This is a genomic window from Aquirufa sp., assembly GCF_964796385.1.
The window spans coordinates 123,628-137,929 of record NZ_CBAUBA010000003.1; the positions used below are offsets into that span (position 1 = coordinate 123,628).

A 14,302-nucleotide genomic window follows, 5' to 3' on the forward strand; every position below is an offset into this window, starting at 1 on the left:
GAATTTTTCTGATACCATGACAAAAATTATTGAGACCAACCATATTTCCAAACGCTACGTGATGGGAGAAGAGATTATCGACGCACTCAAAGACGTCACAATCTCGGTAAATAAAGGTGAATATGTCGCGTTCATGGGTCCATCCGGTTCAGGGAAATCCACATTAATGAATATCGTCGGCTGCCTGGATACTCCTAGTACCGGTTCTTATATCTTAAACGGCCAAGACGTTTCGACCATGTCAGAAAATGAATTAGCCGCAGTTCGTAACAAGGAAATTGGTTTTGTATTCCAAACCTTTAACTTACTACCCCGTCAATCCGCCCTTGAAAACGTTGCCCTTCCACTCATCTATGCCGGCTATTCCAAATCAGAACGCACCCGGATTGCCATGGAAACACTCGCAGGGGTAGGACTCGAAAACCGCGCCCTTCACAAGCCAAACGAGCTTTCAGGTGGACAAAGACAGCGTGTAGCCGTTGCACGTGCCTTAGTCAATGATCCTTCGATACTATTGGCAGATGAGCCAACAGGTAACCTAGATACCAAAACATCCTACGAGATCATGGATCTCTTTGATCAATTGCACAAAAAAGGCAATACCATCGTCATGGTTACCCACGAAGACGATATTGCCCAATATGCCCACCGAATTATTCGTTTACGCGATGGTGTCGTGGAATCTGACACCATCAACAAAAACGTTCGGAGGATAGAAAAAATCTAGAACTTTACCCGATCAGTTCCATAAGGTGCCCGTTGAGAGCGACGCAACCAGGCATTTGCCTCCGCATCGTTCCCAAAGTTCTCCTTCTTTGAATCCCAAGTTAATTTACGCGGCACCTTCATCGCCACATGCGTAATTAAACAAACTGTACAAGCCCGGTGTCCAATCTCAATAGGCGAAATCGGCTCCTTCCGCGACTCAATGCAATCAAGCCAATTGCCATGCTGGTCTACTGAATGATATAAATGAATTTCATTCTCCCCAATAACAGAACTTAAAATCTTAGGATCTGACGCGTCCAAAGCCTTCGAACGTACTTTGGATGTTGGATCTGTAGGCGTCGCCGCATAATCTCCCCGCGAAACAAATATCCATCCCTCTGAACCTTCATAACGAATACCATTTGGAAAACCTCCCGAAGTGTACATCGTTACGCCATTCGCATATTCTGCTTTCGCCATAAAATCTCCATGCACATTCCACAAACCAGATTTAGGGAATTCCGCCAACGCCTCAATCGTAACCGGACCCGTGTATTCCGTATCCATTCCCCAAGCTGCTGAATCAAAATGATGCTGTCCCCAGCCCGTAATCATACCAGCACCAAACTGCTCCATGCGCAACCAACCCGGACGGTCATAGCCCTTCTGTGGATGCACCGCAATTTCCGTATAAGGCATATTAGGCGTAGATCCCAACCATGCCTCGTAATTAAATCCTTTTGGCACAGGCATCGCTGGCGCCGGCGGCCCCGAGGGATCTCCTGGCAAGCCTACCTTAACCGTGTGCAATTTTCCAATCCGACCATTGCGAACTAATTCCGCCGCTATTCGAAACTGTGAAGTTGACCGCTGCTGTGTTCCCACCTGTAAAATACGTCCCGTTTTCTTAATCACATTGGCGAGTTGGCGCCCCTCATGAATCGTCAACGAAGTAGGCTTTTGTAAATAAATATCTTTACCCGCAATCGCTGCTTCCATTGCAGGCTGAGCATGCCAAAAGTCCGGCGTACTAATCATCACCGCATCGATATCCTTATTCAACAACATCTCCCGGTAATCATCATACATCTTCACATCGATGTAATTCGACTGACCCGTTTTTTTCGTGTAGTATTCCTCAACCAATTGCTTTGTTTCCTCCGTCCGATGACGGTCCAAATCACACACCGCCATGATGCGCGCCTTCTCATGTTTCCACGTTCCCGGCAAATCATGCGTACGTGCAATTCGACCGCAGCCTATTTGGCCGATATTAATCTTATTGCTTGGGGCATCTTTCCCACCCAACACATGTGCTGGAACGATCGTAGGAAACCCAAGGGTCCCCACGGCACCCAAGGCTATATTATTGATAAATTTTCTCCTTTTCATGATTTAATAGATATGTTGGTTGCGTTTTTCTGTGCAATTAATGCGAGTTCAGTTGATAAAAAACAATGTGCTTGTGTCATCGCCGTTTCCGTACGATTCAACACATCATCCACGAGCAATTCACCATGCGGCAAATTAACATCCTTGCAATCAACATACAAGGTCTCTTTTTTATTCACAATGTATAAATGGCTCCCCGTTCCATGCGGCGAAGCAATATCCGTATTCTTACGCACTTCGATATATCCATCTGTTCCCAAAATCGTCAAACGACCATCGCCCCACGTATTCAATCCATCCGGCGTAAACCAATCCACCCGAATATATCCTGACCCTTTATTGCTGCGTAACATCAAATCACCAAAATCCTGGAATTTGGGATACTGTGGATGGTGGTGATTCGCAATTTGCGAAGCCACGACCTCTCCTTGCGTCGAACCCGTAAAATGTAAAAATTGATCTACTTGATGTGAGGCGATATCCGTAATAATCCCGCCATAATACTTGGTATCAAAAAACCAGTCGGGACGTGAATTTACACTCATCCGATGCGGCCCAGTTCCCAAGGTCTGCATCACCTTTCCTATCTTTCCTTGAGCGACCAGTTGGCTCGCCAACTCCGTCGCCTTATTCTCAAAACGCTCACTAAACGATATCGAATAAATCCGATTCGTCTCTTTTTGAACTTTCCGAACATCGGCTAATTGTTCCAAGCTAGTAATCCCTGGCTTATCCACCATGTAATCCTTCCCATGCTGCATCACCCGAATGCCTAACGGCGCGCGCTCATTTGGCGTAATCGAACTTAAAACTAATTTGATCGAAGGGTCCTCCAAAACCGCAGCCTCACTCTTAACAAGTTTTGCTTGCGGATAACGCTTCGCAAAATCTTTAATCAAATCTGGCTCTTTGGCATAATAGGAAACAAACTCCCCACCTCCACGGATAATCGAATTAGCCATCGAATAAATATGCCCATGATTAATCCCAACCACCCCAAAACGCAACCGAGGCGCGATAATTTTCTGCGAAGAACCTTTAACAATCGAACTGGTAACATCTTTCACAGAAGGCATAAAGGCCAATCCGCTTAATAAACTCGCGTCGTGAAGGAACTTCCGACGATTCGAGGAACTTGATCTCATGATTGAATAGGTTTAAACTATGTTTAAAAGCACGCCAGTTAAAATTTCTACTGATACAAACCCACAAAAAAAGCTGCTCAATTCTGAACAGCTTTCTTTTATAAAAAAATCTCAAACCTATTTTTTCTTCTCTTTAACGCGAGCCGATTTTCCTTGCTTACCACGCATGTAGAATAAACGTGCACGACGCACTCTACCACGACGTAATACTTCGATTTTATCGATGTTTGGAGATAGGATTGGGAAGATACGCTCAACACCAATTCCATTAGAAATCTTACGTACAGTGAAAGTCTCACCAGCACCTGAATTCTTGCGTTGAATTACCAATCCTTGGAAAACCTGAATACGCTCTTTATTCCCCTCACGGATCTTAACATGAACATTAATCGTGTCTCCAGCTGCAAATTCTGGACGCTCAGCTCTACGCAATGCGTTTTCGGCTTCTACAAATTTAATTAAATCACTCATCTGACTTTTTATTTTGTGTAATATCAGCACTTAGCGGTCACTTCGTACATAAAATTGCTGATTGGGTTGCAAAGATAGGAAAAATATTTCTTTCTAAAAACAAACTATTACTTTTTACCTTTAATCGATTGAACAAATCCCACAATATCCGCATGAAGATTTTGTGTTTGACCCAGCAACTTCACAAATGCACTTCCGATAATCGCACCTGCCGCTGATTCTGAAGCTTTCACGAAACTCGCACGATCCGATATTCCAAAGCCAATTAAGCGAGGGTTTTTCAAATTCATCCCATTAATTCGCTTGAAATACGTTTCCTGAATATCTGAAATACCCGTCTTCGCCCCGGTAGTACTTGCCGAAGAAACCATGTAAATAAACCCTTTGCTGTTGGCATCAACTTGGGCAATGCGCGCGTCTGTTGTCTGCGGAGTTATCAAAAAGATATTATACAATCCATATTGCTCGAAAATCGCTTGGTATTCCGATTCATATTCGGCCATCGGCAAATCCGGCAAAATCACCCCATCAATACCCACTTCCGCACATTTCTTGCAAAATGCCTCCACCCCAAATTGTAAAACTGGATTAATGTAACCCATCAATAAAACAGGAACCGTTATGGTTTGACGCATAGCTTTCAACTGTTCAAACAAATGCGCTACAGTCATCCCTTGATCCAAAGACACTTGGTTCGACTGCTGAATCGTCTCCCCATCCGCAACCGGATCCGAATACGGCATCCCAATCTCAATAATATCAACCCCACCTTCCTGCAAGGCATGTAAAACTGTCAACGTATCCCCAAAATTTGGATAGCCAGCTGTCGCATAAACATTCAAAATAGGCTCCGTCGCCTTCACAAATAATTGCGTAATCCGATTCATCTTAGTCATTCAATTTTAAGTGCTGCTGATACGTGGATAAATCTTTATCTCCCCTGCCCGATAAATTCACCACAATTACCTCATCCGGCTTAGCTTGTAATTTATCAAACACCGCCAAGGCATGCGCTGTTTCCAATGCCGGAATAATTCCTTCCATGACAGAACATTCAACCGCTGCATCCAATGCCTCCACATCTGTTACACCAAAAAACCGGGCACGTCCAGTAAGCGATAAATTGGCATGCATCGGCCCAATGCCTGGGTAGTCTAGCCCCGCTGAAATCGAGTATGGCTCAATTACCTGACCATCAGCCGTCTGCATCAATAAACTTTTACTACCATGTAAAACTCCCGGTTTCCCTAAGAAAGTTGTTGCTGCCGAATGGCCCGAATTAACCCCTTTTCCCGCCGCCTCCGCAGCAATTAATTGGGTACGCGGCTCATCCAAGAAATGGTAAAAAGCTCCCGCCGCATTCGATCCGCCACCCACACAGGCAATTACATAATCTGGATAATCACGACCCTCTTTCTCTAGCAATTGACTGCGAATTTCTTCCGAAATCACCGACTGGAATCTAGCCACCATGTCGGGATAAGGATGTGGACCTACCACAGAACCAATGATATAATGCGTATCAACCGGATTATTTATCCAGTGGCGCATCGCCTCATTCGTCGCATCTTTCAAGGTTTTAGATCCAGATTGAGCTGCTACAACTTGCGCGCCCAACATACGCATCCGTGCCACATTAGGCGCTTGACGTTCAATATCAATCGCACCCATATATACGATACACTCCATCCCCATCAGCGCACAAACCGTCGCCGTCGCAACGCCATGTTGGCCCGCCCCCGTCTCCGCCACTATCTTATTTTTGCCCAGACGCTTCGCTACTAAAATCTGCCCAACCGTATTATTGACTTTGTGCGCACCCGTATGGCATAAATCCTCCCGCTTGAAATAAATGTTTGTGTTGTACTTTGCCGACAACCTTTCCGCCTTAAACAAAGGGGTCGGTCTGCCTACAAAGTCCCGCAATAAATCATCATATTCCTTCTTAAACGTAGGCTCGGCAATGATATCTAAATACCGGCTTCGCAACTCCTCTACATTGGGATACAACATTTCCGGAATAAAAGCTCCGCCAAATTCTCCGTAATATCCACGTTCGTCAACTTGAAATGACTGTTTCATATGTTTTGCATTATGTCTTTTACCTTCGTCAAATCCTTTAACCCAGGACTTGACTCTAATTTACTATTGAAATCCAAGGCAAAAATCCCTGGTAATTTTTTCGCTTCCGCGATGCTATCCGTAACCAAACCTCCTGCTAAAAAATAAGGTATATCGAGCGTGTAAGCCTGTAAGGTTGACCAATCAAACTGCTCTCCCGTTCCGCCCACTTGCGATCCTTTTTTCGTATCAAACAAATAATAATCAGGACTCAAATTTAACCCTTTCATATCGTCTTCTGTGGCCACGCTAATTGCTTTGATGACAAGCAAACCTGCCGCTTGCAATTCATCAATAACATCCTGACCTTCCTCCCCATGCAATTGTACGACTTGAAATCCAGCCTTTTTTGACAAGGCAAGTATGTTGGCCGTTGTCTCATTCACAAACACCCCAACCGCCTTTGTGTTCGCTGAAAGTGTAGGAATAACAAAATCAGGACCCACATAGCGTGGAGATTTAGGAGCCCAAATGAATCCCATAAAATCCGGTTCACATGCAGCCACTGCCTCGATGTTATTTAAATCCCGCATGCCACAAACCTTCCACTTCATCATTATTGCTTTAAGAAATCGGTTAATGCTTGACCCGGATTACTTGTCTTCATAAAACTTTCACCGATCAAAAATCCACGATATCCGTATCCTTTTAAATCTGTAATAATCTCAGGTCCCGAAATACAACTCTCGGAAACCTTGACAAATTGTGCTGGGATCTTATCCGAAAGGACTTTGGATGCCTCCACATTTTGCTCAGAAAAATTCTTTAGGTTCCGATTGTTCACGCCCACCACCGAAATGTAATCGCCCAATGAACGTTCCAATTCCTCTTGGTCGTGCACCTCGAGGAGCGTTTCCATACCTAAGGAACGCGCCAACAAACCTAATGTTTTGATTTCCACTGGGTTTAATGCCGCGGCAATTAATAAAACCACATCCGCACCCATTGATTTCGCCTCAATAATTTGGTATGCGTCGATCATGAAGTCCTTACGCAAAATTGGCGTGTTCGGGTTGGTCAAACGCGCTAAATTAAAGTCGGCATAGGTACCGCCGAAATATTCAGTATCTGTTAGCACCGACAAGCAAGCCGCCCCGGCATTTACATATCCACGCGTTACTTCGTCTACTCCCATGGAATCATTGATGATGCCTTTGGAAGGAGACTTACGTTTAAACTCCGCAATAATACCCGTGGATGCTGGTTGGACCAATGACATGACCAACGAGTGACAAGCACGCGCAAAATAGCCTTGCTTTTCCAATGCAGCGATGGAAACGCGCGCTTTGGCAGCGGCGACTTCCCCTCGTTTGGTGGCAATTATTTGATCTAAAATACTCATAACTAGCTATGCGATTAATCCATTATAAACTTCTTGAATACCTGAAACGCTTTCCCGCTTTCCAAAGATTCTTTTGCCATGGCAAAACCATCCGTTAATGATGACGCTTTCTTGGCAACCCATAACGCTGCACCTGCATTCGCAAGCACGGCATTCGTTTGTGCCGGTGTCCCTTCTCGTTGTAAAATCTTGTATAACATATTGGCCGATTCCTCCACATTTGCCCCTCCAAACAACTCGGATTGTTGGACATATTCACAACCTAAATCTGAAGGCGAATAAACCTTTCGACCCGCATTTGTTTCTAATCGAAAATTGGAAGTCAACGAAATCTCATCATAGCCATCCTCCGCAAAAACAATCCCATACTTCTTGCTAGAATCCTTAAAGAATCCAGCATATAAATCAAAAACTTCAGGTGAATAAACCCCTGTCAATTGCTTGTTGACATTCGCCGGATTCAACAAAGGACCCAACAAGTTAAAAAACGTCTTCATCCCCAACTCTTTCCGAATTGGTCCCACAAAACGCATCGCAGGATGAAACAAAGGCGCGTGTAAAAAGCACATACCTGATGTCTCCATTTTGCGCTTTAATACTTTCGGATCATTGTTAAATTTCAATCCCAAAAATTCCAAAACAGTCGAAGACCCTACTGATGAAGACACCCCATGATTTCCGTGTTTAGCGATTTTCTGCCCAGCACCCACAATGATAAACGAAGAAGTCGTACTTATGTTAAACGTATCCTTCCCATCACCACCCGTTCCACACACATCCATGGCATCGAACTCCGACAAATCAATCGTCACTGCGAGCTCCAGCATAGCAGAAACAAAGCCTTTTAACTCGAGTACTTGAATCGGATGATACCAGTAAGATGACAAAAATGCAGCGATTTGGCTTGGATTAACTCCGCCATTCCCGATTTCCAACATCACCTCACGTGCCTCATGTTCTGACAACGCCTCTCCACTCACTCTTCTTTCTAGAACCTTTTTCATATTTTATTTCATCCAATTTTTAATAATTTGTAATCCATGTTGCGTCAAATACGCCTCGGGGTGAAATTGTACGCCACGCACATCGTATCGCTGGTGCGCCTCCGCCAGCACATACTCTTTATCATCCTGCGCCGTTATCTTTAAGTCCGTAGGCATGGATCCCGGAATCACTGTCCAGGAATGGTACCGACAAACCTCAAAGCGGGCTGGAATATCCAAAAACAGCCGTTCTGCAGGGTCGAGTACCTGACATTCGGTCGTCACGCCATGCAGAACTTCCCCCATATTTTGCAGTTCTGAACCAAAGGCCTCCGCGATAGCTTGGTGACCTAAGCAAACCCCCAAAATCTTTTTAGTCGACTTATACTCCTTCAATAAATCCATCATGATTCCAGCTTCAGAAGGAATACCAGGGCCTGGAGATAAGAGGATTTGATCGTATTTACCAACCTCCTCTAGCGTAATTTTATCATTGCGAAACACATCTACGTGCGCGCCTAATTCCTTTAATAAGTAAACCAAATTATACACAAAGGAATCATAATTATCGAGTACCAAAACGTTCTTCATATCGGCTTAGCTTAAAGTGGAGGCAACTTCCAATGCACGACGCAAAGCTGCTAATTTATTATGTATCTCTTGCATTTCACTGGCTACGACGGATTTGGCAACGACCCCCATCCCTGCTTGAAAATACAGCGCATTTCCTTTACTCAAAAACGTACGAATCGCAATCGCATGATTGAAGTTTCCTTGGAAATCCATAAACCCGATAGCTCCGCCGTAAATGGCTCGATTCGTTGGTTCTAAGCGATTAATGATGGTCATCGCATTGTGCTTCGGCGCGCCACTTAAGGTTCCCGCAGGAAACGTATCCGCCACTAACTGCAATGGATTAACTCCTTTTTGTAAACGACCAGTCACTTTAGAAACTAGGTGAATCACGTGTGAAAAGAATTGTACTTCTTTGAAGGTCTCTACTTTGACCTGATCAGCGCTCCTACTTAAATCATTGCGCGCTAAGTCGACGAGCATCACATGTTCAGCCGTTTCTTTAGGATCTGCCAAAAGCTCTTGGGCTAATTCCGCATCACGTGCATCATCCCCCGAGCGTCTAAATGTTCCCGCGATCGGGTGAATCTCAGCAACATCACCTTCAATTTTTATTTGCTTTTCAGGCGAAGCACCTAAAATTCGGTAGTGCTCATAGTCGAAATAGAACAAATACGGGGAGGGGTTCACGGAGCGTAAAGCTCTGTATAATTGAAAATCATCCCCTTTAAATCCTTGGGCAAAACGACGGGATGGGACAATTTGGAAAACATCCCCGCGTAAACAATGTTTGATACAGGTTTCCACAATTTCTTTTACTTGTGGATCTGTCAAGTTACTTGTCTCCTCCCCGACTAATTCAAAGCGCTCAGAATCGTAATGTGGCATGTTCAACAAATACGTAATCGTATCAAAGGAAGGCTCCGAACCATCGTAACTATGCGCATAAAGCGACATTTGATTATTGAAATGGTTGACCGCAACCACATAACGGTACACAAAATAGCGAATGGATGGAATTTCCGTTTCAGGATTTTTAGCTTGAATCTCAATATCCTCAAAGTAGGTTACCGCATCGTATGAAATATGGCCAAACAAACCATTAGCCATAGGCGAATCCCCTTTTTCTTTTTGAAAACCAAACCGATCCGCAAAAGCTTTTAGGGCTTGAATGGCATCCCGGCGGTTCTCCAAAGTGAACTTTTCTATGGACCCGTCAGGAAATGTTTGAATAACATTTGAATCTGTTAATTCAAATGAAGCAACAGGGTCAAAGGCAATATGTGAAAAACCGTGTTCCCGACCGTGGTAATCAGCGGATTCCAGAATCACGGAATTCTTGAAGTTTTTACGAATCTTCATGAAAATGCCGATTGGCGTGAGGGTGTCGGCCAACAGCGATTTTCTAGTAGTTCGAATTTGTATTATAGACATGTTTTCTAGGGACAAAATTAAAAAAGGCTTACTGAGAACAGCAAGCCTTTGGTAAACATATCATGTACACACAGCGAAACTGTTCAAGGGACTATTAGCCTTGCCACCAGTTTTTGTTGTATGTTGCTTTTGTCATTGTCGTATTAATTTCATGCAAATGTAAACTGAAATCTCTTAATTCAAAATTTTAGCCAATTAAATCCCACAAATTTCCATATAAATCCTCGAACACTAAGACCTGACCATATTCTTCTACCACCGGTCCACGCACAATTTTAACCTGGTGCTTCATCAAATTTTGATGGTCTTTTTCAAAATCATCTGTGTGCAAAAACAAGAAAACGCGGCCACCGGTTTGATTTCCTACACGGGATTTTTGTTCGTCAGTTGCAGCCTTGGCTAGTAATAATTGGCATGAACCCTCTCCCGACGGCTGAACTAAAACCCAACGTTTTACATCGCTAAGTCGGGTGTCTTCCACTAAACTAAAGCCAAGCTTTTCCGTGTACCAAGCAATTGCTTCGTCATAATCGGCGACCACAAGGGCGATGTGCATGAGGCGGTGGTTCATCATTCAGTAGTCAGTGGACAGTTAACAGTTGTCAGTTTAGTTTTCGTCGCGGCCTACGAAATTAAATGGGCTAATTAATTTCAATTCGGCTTTAATGGTATCGGAAACCGCTAGTCCGTCGATGAATGCGTGGAAAACAGCCTGGTCAATCTTGCCGTGGTGACGTGTCAAATCCTTCAACGCCTCGTATGGTTTTGGGAATGCCTCGCGACGCAAAACGGTTTGAATTGCCTCCGCAATCACTACCCAGTTATCTTCTAAATCCTGTTGGATTTTGCTGTTATTCAATTCTAATTTACTTAAACCTCGTTGTAAGGAATTCAAAGAAATCAATACGTGAGCCAAAGGCGTTCCCACATTACGTAAGACAGTCGAATCCGTTAAATCACGTTGCAAACGTGAAATCGGAAGCTTCGCAGATAAGAATTCAAAGAAGGCATTGGCCATCGCTAAGTTTCCTTCGGCATTTTCAAAATCAATTGGGTTTACTTTATGGGGCATCGCTGAAGAACCAATTTCCCCTGCCTTGATTTTTTGTTTGAAATAACCCATCGAAATGTATTGCCAAATGTCGCGAGACAAGTCAATAAGGATTGTATCCAAACGCTTTAGGCCATCAAAATAGGCCGCTAAATTATCGTAATGCTCAATTTGCGTCGTGTATTTTGACCGTGTAATCCCTAGATTCACATGTAAATTGGCAGCAAATTCCGGCCAATTAATCTCTGGAAATGATACCTGATGCGCATTGAAATTACCTGTTGCACCACCAAATTTTCCAGTAAAAGGCACTTGCGCCAACAAGTCTAGTTGGCGATTTAATCGCTCAACAAAAACCATAATTTCTTTTCCCAAGCGTGTCGGAGAAGCCGGTTGGCCATGTGTATGTGCCAACAATGGAATCTCTTTCCACTCAATTGCATAGGCTTCTAAAATCTCAATAACCGCCTGATAAGCGGGTAAGATAACCTGTTTGTGTGCCTCCGCTATCGAAAGTGGGATGGCTGTATTATTAATATCTTGGGATGTAAGTCCAAAGTGGATAAATTCAACGTATGGGGTTAGATCTCCAGGAAGTGCCAGCATTCGATCTTTGATGAAATACTCAACTGCCTTAACGTCATGGTTTGTTACTTTTTCGGTTTCCTTTATCCATTGCGCATCAGCTTCCGTGAAATTGGTATACATCACACGTAGTGCTGCAAAATGTTCCTTAGGAAAGCTCGCTAACGGAGCTAATGGAATTTCGCAAAGTGCGATGAAGTATTCAATCTCGACACGAACGCGATATTGGATTAACCCAAACTCAGAAAAATAAGGAGCGAGTGAGTGGGTTTGGCGACGGTAACGGCCATCAACTGGGGAGATTGCCGTAAGCAGATTTAAGTCCATAAGATCTATTCAAAGCGCAAAGGTACAACATTTTAAAAATTAATCTGTAATTTCGAATATGTTACAGCCCAGATATCTTTCGGTCGTTTTATCCTTTTTCATCTCAGGTGTGACTACGGCATTTATCTCGTTTTTGCCGTCGAGTGATTTGACCATTTTGGTCATTAGTTTCATTAGTTGTTTTATATTCGGTTCGATTTTAATCTATTTCGCACTCGATTATTTAGTATTTCAGGAGGTCAATCAACTGTATGACCGAATCAAGCAGATAAAAAAGAAAGATTTTACAATCACCCCACGCAAGCAGTTGGTGGAAAAAACAAATCCAATCGAACTCTTAAAAAAGGAATTAAATACCTACGTAGCATCCAAAGAGGGGGAGGTTCAAGATTTGAAGAAAGTGTCGAAGTACCGACAAGAATTTTTGGCAGATGTTTCTCATGAATTAAAAACTCCCATTTTTGCGGCTCAGGGTTTTGTTCATACGTTATTGGATAATCCAGAAGAGGACATTGAAATCCGTGTCAAATTCCTAGAAAAGGCAGCCAAAAGTTTAGATGGTTTAGATAATTTGGTTCAAGATTTATTAACTGTTTCTCAGATTGAAACAGGGGCAATTAAAATTGAAAAGAAGAAAATTAATCTTCGGCCATTAATTGAAGAATTATTCGAACAGTTGGAGGCAAAAGCCAAAAAAAGAGACGCTAAACTCAAACTCATCGCTCCTGTAGGAATGATTCAAGTTAAAGCTGATGAACAACGGATTTCGCAGGTGATTTTGAATTTGGTCGTTAATGCCATCAAATATGGCAAAGACAAGGGGCTTGTTCAGATTATCATAACAGAAAAGAAAAAAGTATACACAATATCGGTTGTGGATAATGGGCCTGGGATTCCGGAAGAGCACTTACATCGTATCTTTGAACGATTCTATCGGGTTGACAAAAGCCGCTCGAAAAATTCGGGAGGAACGGGGCTAGGACTTTCCATTGTTAAACACATCGTCCAAGCGCATAACAGTAAGATTTCGGTGCAATCGGAGATAAACAAGGGGACTCGGTTTGAGTTTAAGCTAGAAAAGGCTTAAGTCAATCGGCGTCAAATCAACATGTAGAGACGCGATACTAAACTGCCCCTTCTGTTAGACGCTCCGCATTTTCTGCAATGCGTAACTGCTCAATAAATTCAGCAATTTCGCCATCCATAACGGTAGGTAAATTATATACAGTTAGCCCAATCCGATGATCTGTAACACGGCCCTGCGGGTAATTATAGGTTCTAATTTTATCTGAGCGATCGCCTGTGCCAACCATCGATTTCCGATTTCCTGCGATCTCAGCGTTACGTTTTGCTAATTCGATTTCGTATAAACGCGAACGCAATACTGTCATCGCTTTGTCAAAATTCTTGATTTGGGAACGCTCATCTTGACATTGAACAACTAAACCAGAGGGAATGTGCGTCACACGAACTGCTGAGTAGGTTGTGTTTACGGATTGTCCACCTGCACCTGAGGAACAGAATGTGTCTTTGCGAATATCATTCATGTTGATTTGCACATCCACCTCATCAGCTTCTGGCATCACAGCAACGGTAGCTGCTGAGGTATGAATGCGTCCTGCTGATTCTGTGGCGGGGACACGCTGCACACGATGAACGCCAGATTCAAATTTCAATTTGGCATAAACATCCTCTCCTTGTACGGAAATAATAATCTCTTTATATCCTCCAGCTGAACCATCGGTAAAGTCCATAATTTGGAACGTCCAGCCTTGTTTCTCTGCAAACCGTTGATACATGCGAAATAAATCGCCCGCAAAAATAGACGCTTCATCTCCACCTGTTCCACCCCGAATTTCCAAAATACAATCCTTTGAATCGTTCGGATCACGTGGAATCAACAACTCCTTCAACACCTCTTGCATCTCTCTTTCTTGAGGAGCTAGTTCCTCCAATTCGGCTTTAGCCATATCACGAAAATCCTCGTCTTTTTCGGTTGCAATGACTGACTTAGCTTCCTCGATTGATTTTAATAAATTTTGGTAGGTGATGTATTGATCAACAATTTTTTGCAGGTCTTTGTACTCCTTACTTAAGGTCTTGAATTTCTTTAAATCCGAAACAATTTCCGGCATCGCAATCTGTTGTTCTACTTCAAGGAATCTCTCTC

Annotated in this window: 15 protein-coding genes; 2 read left to right on the plus strand and 13 right to left on the minus strand. The window is 43.3% G+C overall.

Annotated elements, in window-relative coordinates:
• Window positions 1-16: 16 nt before the first annotated feature.
• A complete protein-coding gene (locus AC1W6K_RS02190; protein ID WP_481721509.1) occupies window positions 17-727 on the plus strand; it encodes an ABC transporter ATP-binding protein in 711 nt (236 codons plus the stop codon).
• On the opposite strand, the gene AC1W6K_RS02195 is transcribed toward AC1W6K_RS02190, so the two are convergent.
• The 12 genes from AC1W6K_RS02195 to purB all read right to left on the minus strand — a co-directional run bounded on the left by AC1W6K_RS02195 (window position 724) and on the right by purB (window position 12,132).
• On the minus strand, window positions 724-2,100 hold the full coding sequence (locus tag AC1W6K_RS02195; protein WP_481721511.1) for a Gfo/Idh/MocA family protein: 1,377 nt from the start codon (window positions 2,098-2,100) through the stop codon (window positions 724-726). The two genes, AC1W6K_RS02190 and AC1W6K_RS02195, sit on opposite strands and share 4 nt — an antisense overlap.
• Window positions 2,097-3,245 carry a Gfo/Idh/MocA family protein gene (locus AC1W6K_RS02200; RefSeq protein ID WP_481946269.1) on the minus strand — a complete coding sequence of 383 codons (1,149 nt, stop codon included), beginning with the start codon at window positions 3,243-3,245 and terminating at the stop codon, window positions 2,097-2,099. The genes AC1W6K_RS02195 and AC1W6K_RS02200 overlap by 4 nt, the downstream gene beginning before the upstream one ends.
• A 117-nt stretch (window positions 3,246-3,362) precedes the next feature.
• Complete coding sequence (gene rplS / locus AC1W6K_RS02205; RefSeq protein ID WP_395785236.1) at window positions 3,363-3,716, minus strand: 50S ribosomal protein L19; 354 nt, start codon at window positions 3,714-3,716, stop codon at window positions 3,363-3,365.
• A gap of 107 nt (window positions 3,717-3,823) precedes the next feature.
• Window positions 3,824-4,603: a tryptophan synthase subunit alpha gene (gene trpA, locus AC1W6K_RS02210; protein WP_481721515.1), complete on the minus strand. Its 780-nt coding sequence runs from the start codon at window positions 4,601-4,603 to the stop codon at window positions 3,824-3,826.
• 1 nt (window position 4,604) lies between these two features.
• Window positions 4,605-5,798 carry a tryptophan synthase subunit beta gene (gene trpB / locus AC1W6K_RS02215; protein ID WP_481946270.1) on the minus strand — a complete coding sequence of 398 codons (1,194 nt, stop codon included), beginning with the start codon at window positions 5,796-5,798 and terminating at the stop codon, window positions 4,605-4,607.
• On the minus strand, window positions 5,795-6,394 hold the full coding sequence (locus tag AC1W6K_RS02220; protein ID WP_481946271.1) for a phosphoribosylanthranilate isomerase: 600 nt from the start codon (window positions 6,392-6,394) through the stop codon (window positions 5,795-5,797). Before AC1W6K_RS02220 ends, trpB begins: the two co-directional genes overlap by 4 nt.
• Window positions 6,394-7,179, minus strand: coding sequence for an indole-3-glycerol phosphate synthase TrpC (trpC, locus tag AC1W6K_RS02225; RefSeq protein WP_481946272.1), 786 nt, complete (start codon window positions 7,177-7,179; stop codon window positions 6,394-6,396). The genes AC1W6K_RS02220 and trpC overlap by 1 nt, the downstream gene beginning before the upstream one ends.
• A 14-nt stretch (window positions 7,180-7,193) precedes the next feature.
• Window positions 7,194-8,183 carry an anthranilate phosphoribosyltransferase gene (gene trpD / locus AC1W6K_RS02230; RefSeq protein ID WP_481946273.1) on the minus strand — a complete coding sequence of 330 codons (990 nt, stop codon included), beginning with the start codon at window positions 8,181-8,183 and terminating at the stop codon, window positions 7,194-7,196.
• Window positions 8,184-8,186: 3 nt separating this feature from the next.
• The gene (locus AC1W6K_RS02235; protein ID WP_481946274.1) at window positions 8,187-8,753 is read right to left on the minus strand and encodes an anthranilate synthase component II; all 567 of its coding nucleotides are present in this window, start codon (window positions 8,751-8,753) and stop codon (window positions 8,187-8,189) included.
• 6 nt (window positions 8,754-8,759) lie between these two features.
• The gene (locus AC1W6K_RS02240) at window positions 8,760-10,169 is read right to left on the minus strand and encodes an anthranilate synthase component I family protein (RefSeq protein ID WP_481946275.1); all 1,410 of its coding nucleotides are present in this window, start codon (window positions 10,167-10,169) and stop codon (window positions 8,760-8,762) included.
• 187 nt (window positions 10,170-10,356) lie between these two features.
• Window positions 10,357-10,740, minus strand: coding sequence for a VOC family protein (locus AC1W6K_RS02245; RefSeq protein ID WP_481721535.1), 384 nt, complete (start codon window positions 10,738-10,740; stop codon window positions 10,357-10,359).
• Window positions 10,741-10,776: 36 nt separating this feature from the next.
• Window positions 10,777-12,132, minus strand: coding sequence for an adenylosuccinate lyase (purB, locus tag AC1W6K_RS02250; protein ID WP_481946276.1), 1,356 nt, complete (start codon window positions 12,130-12,132; stop codon window positions 10,777-10,779).
• Between the two features lie 58 nt (window positions 12,133-12,190).
• On the opposite strand from purB, the gene AC1W6K_RS02255 reads away from it, so the two are divergent.
• Entirely contained in the window at window positions 12,191-13,219 is a 1,029-nt protein-coding gene (locus AC1W6K_RS02255; protein ID WP_481721531.1) for a sensor histidine kinase, read from the plus strand.
• 37 nt (window positions 13,220-13,256) lie between these two features.
• Here the strand turns inward: AC1W6K_RS02255 and prfA are convergent.
• Window positions 13,257-14,302, minus strand: a 1,046-nt coding sequence (prfA, locus tag AC1W6K_RS02260; protein WP_481946277.1) for a peptide chain release factor 1, incomplete at its 5' end; no start/stop codon positions are given.

Bases quoted from the DNA above. Each gene is read 5' to 3' on its own strand.
- AC1W6K_RS02195 (WP_481721511.1), bottom strand. From the start codon at position 2,100: ATGAAAAGGAGAAAATTTATCAATAATATAGCCTTGGGTGCCGTGGGG.
- AC1W6K_RS02240 (WP_481946275.1), bottom strand. From the start codon at position 10,169: ATGTCTATAATACAAATTCGAACTACTAGAAAATCGCTGTTGGCCGAC.
- AC1W6K_RS02200 (WP_481946269.1), bottom strand. From the start codon at position 3,245: ATGAGATCAAGTTCCTCGAATCGTCGGAAGTTCCTTCACGACGCGAGT.
- AC1W6K_RS02220 (WP_481946271.1), bottom strand. From the start codon at position 6,394: ATGATGAAGTGGAAGGTTTGTGGCATGCGGGATTTAAATAACATCGAG.
- AC1W6K_RS02235 (WP_481946274.1), bottom strand. From the start codon at position 8,753: ATGAAGAACGTTTTGGTACTCGATAATTATGATTCCTTTGTGTATAAT.
- trpB (WP_481946270.1), bottom strand. From the start codon at position 5,798: ATGAAACAGTCATTTCAAGTTGACGAACGTGGATATTACGGAGAATTT.
- rplS (WP_395785236.1), bottom strand. From the start codon at position 3,716: ATGAGTGATTTAATTAAATTTGTAGAAGCCGAAAACGCATTGCGTAGA.
- purB (WP_481946276.1), bottom strand. From the start codon at position 12,132: ATGGACTTAAATCTGCTTACGGCAATCTCCCCAGTTGATGGCCGTTAC.
- AC1W6K_RS02245 (WP_481721535.1), bottom strand. From the start codon at position 10,740: ATGAACCACCGCCTCATGCACATCGCCCTTGTGGTCGCCGATTATGAC.
- trpC (WP_481946272.1), bottom strand. From the start codon at position 7,179: ATGAGTATTTTAGATCAAATAATTGCCACCAAACGAGGGGAAGTCGCC.
- AC1W6K_RS02190 (WP_481721509.1), top strand. From the start codon at position 17: ATGACAAAAATTATTGAGACCAACCATATTTCCAAACGCTACGTGATG.
- trpA (WP_481721515.1), bottom strand. From the start codon at position 4,603: ATGAATCGGATTACGCAATTATTTGTGAAGGCGACGGAGCCTATTTTG.
- AC1W6K_RS02255 (WP_481721531.1), top strand. From the start codon at position 12,191: ATGTTACAGCCCAGATATCTTTCGGTCGTTTTATCCTTTTTCATCTCA.
- trpD (WP_481946273.1), bottom strand. From the start codon at position 8,183: ATGAAAAAGGTTCTAGAAAGAAGAGTGAGTGGAGAGGCGTTGTCAGAA.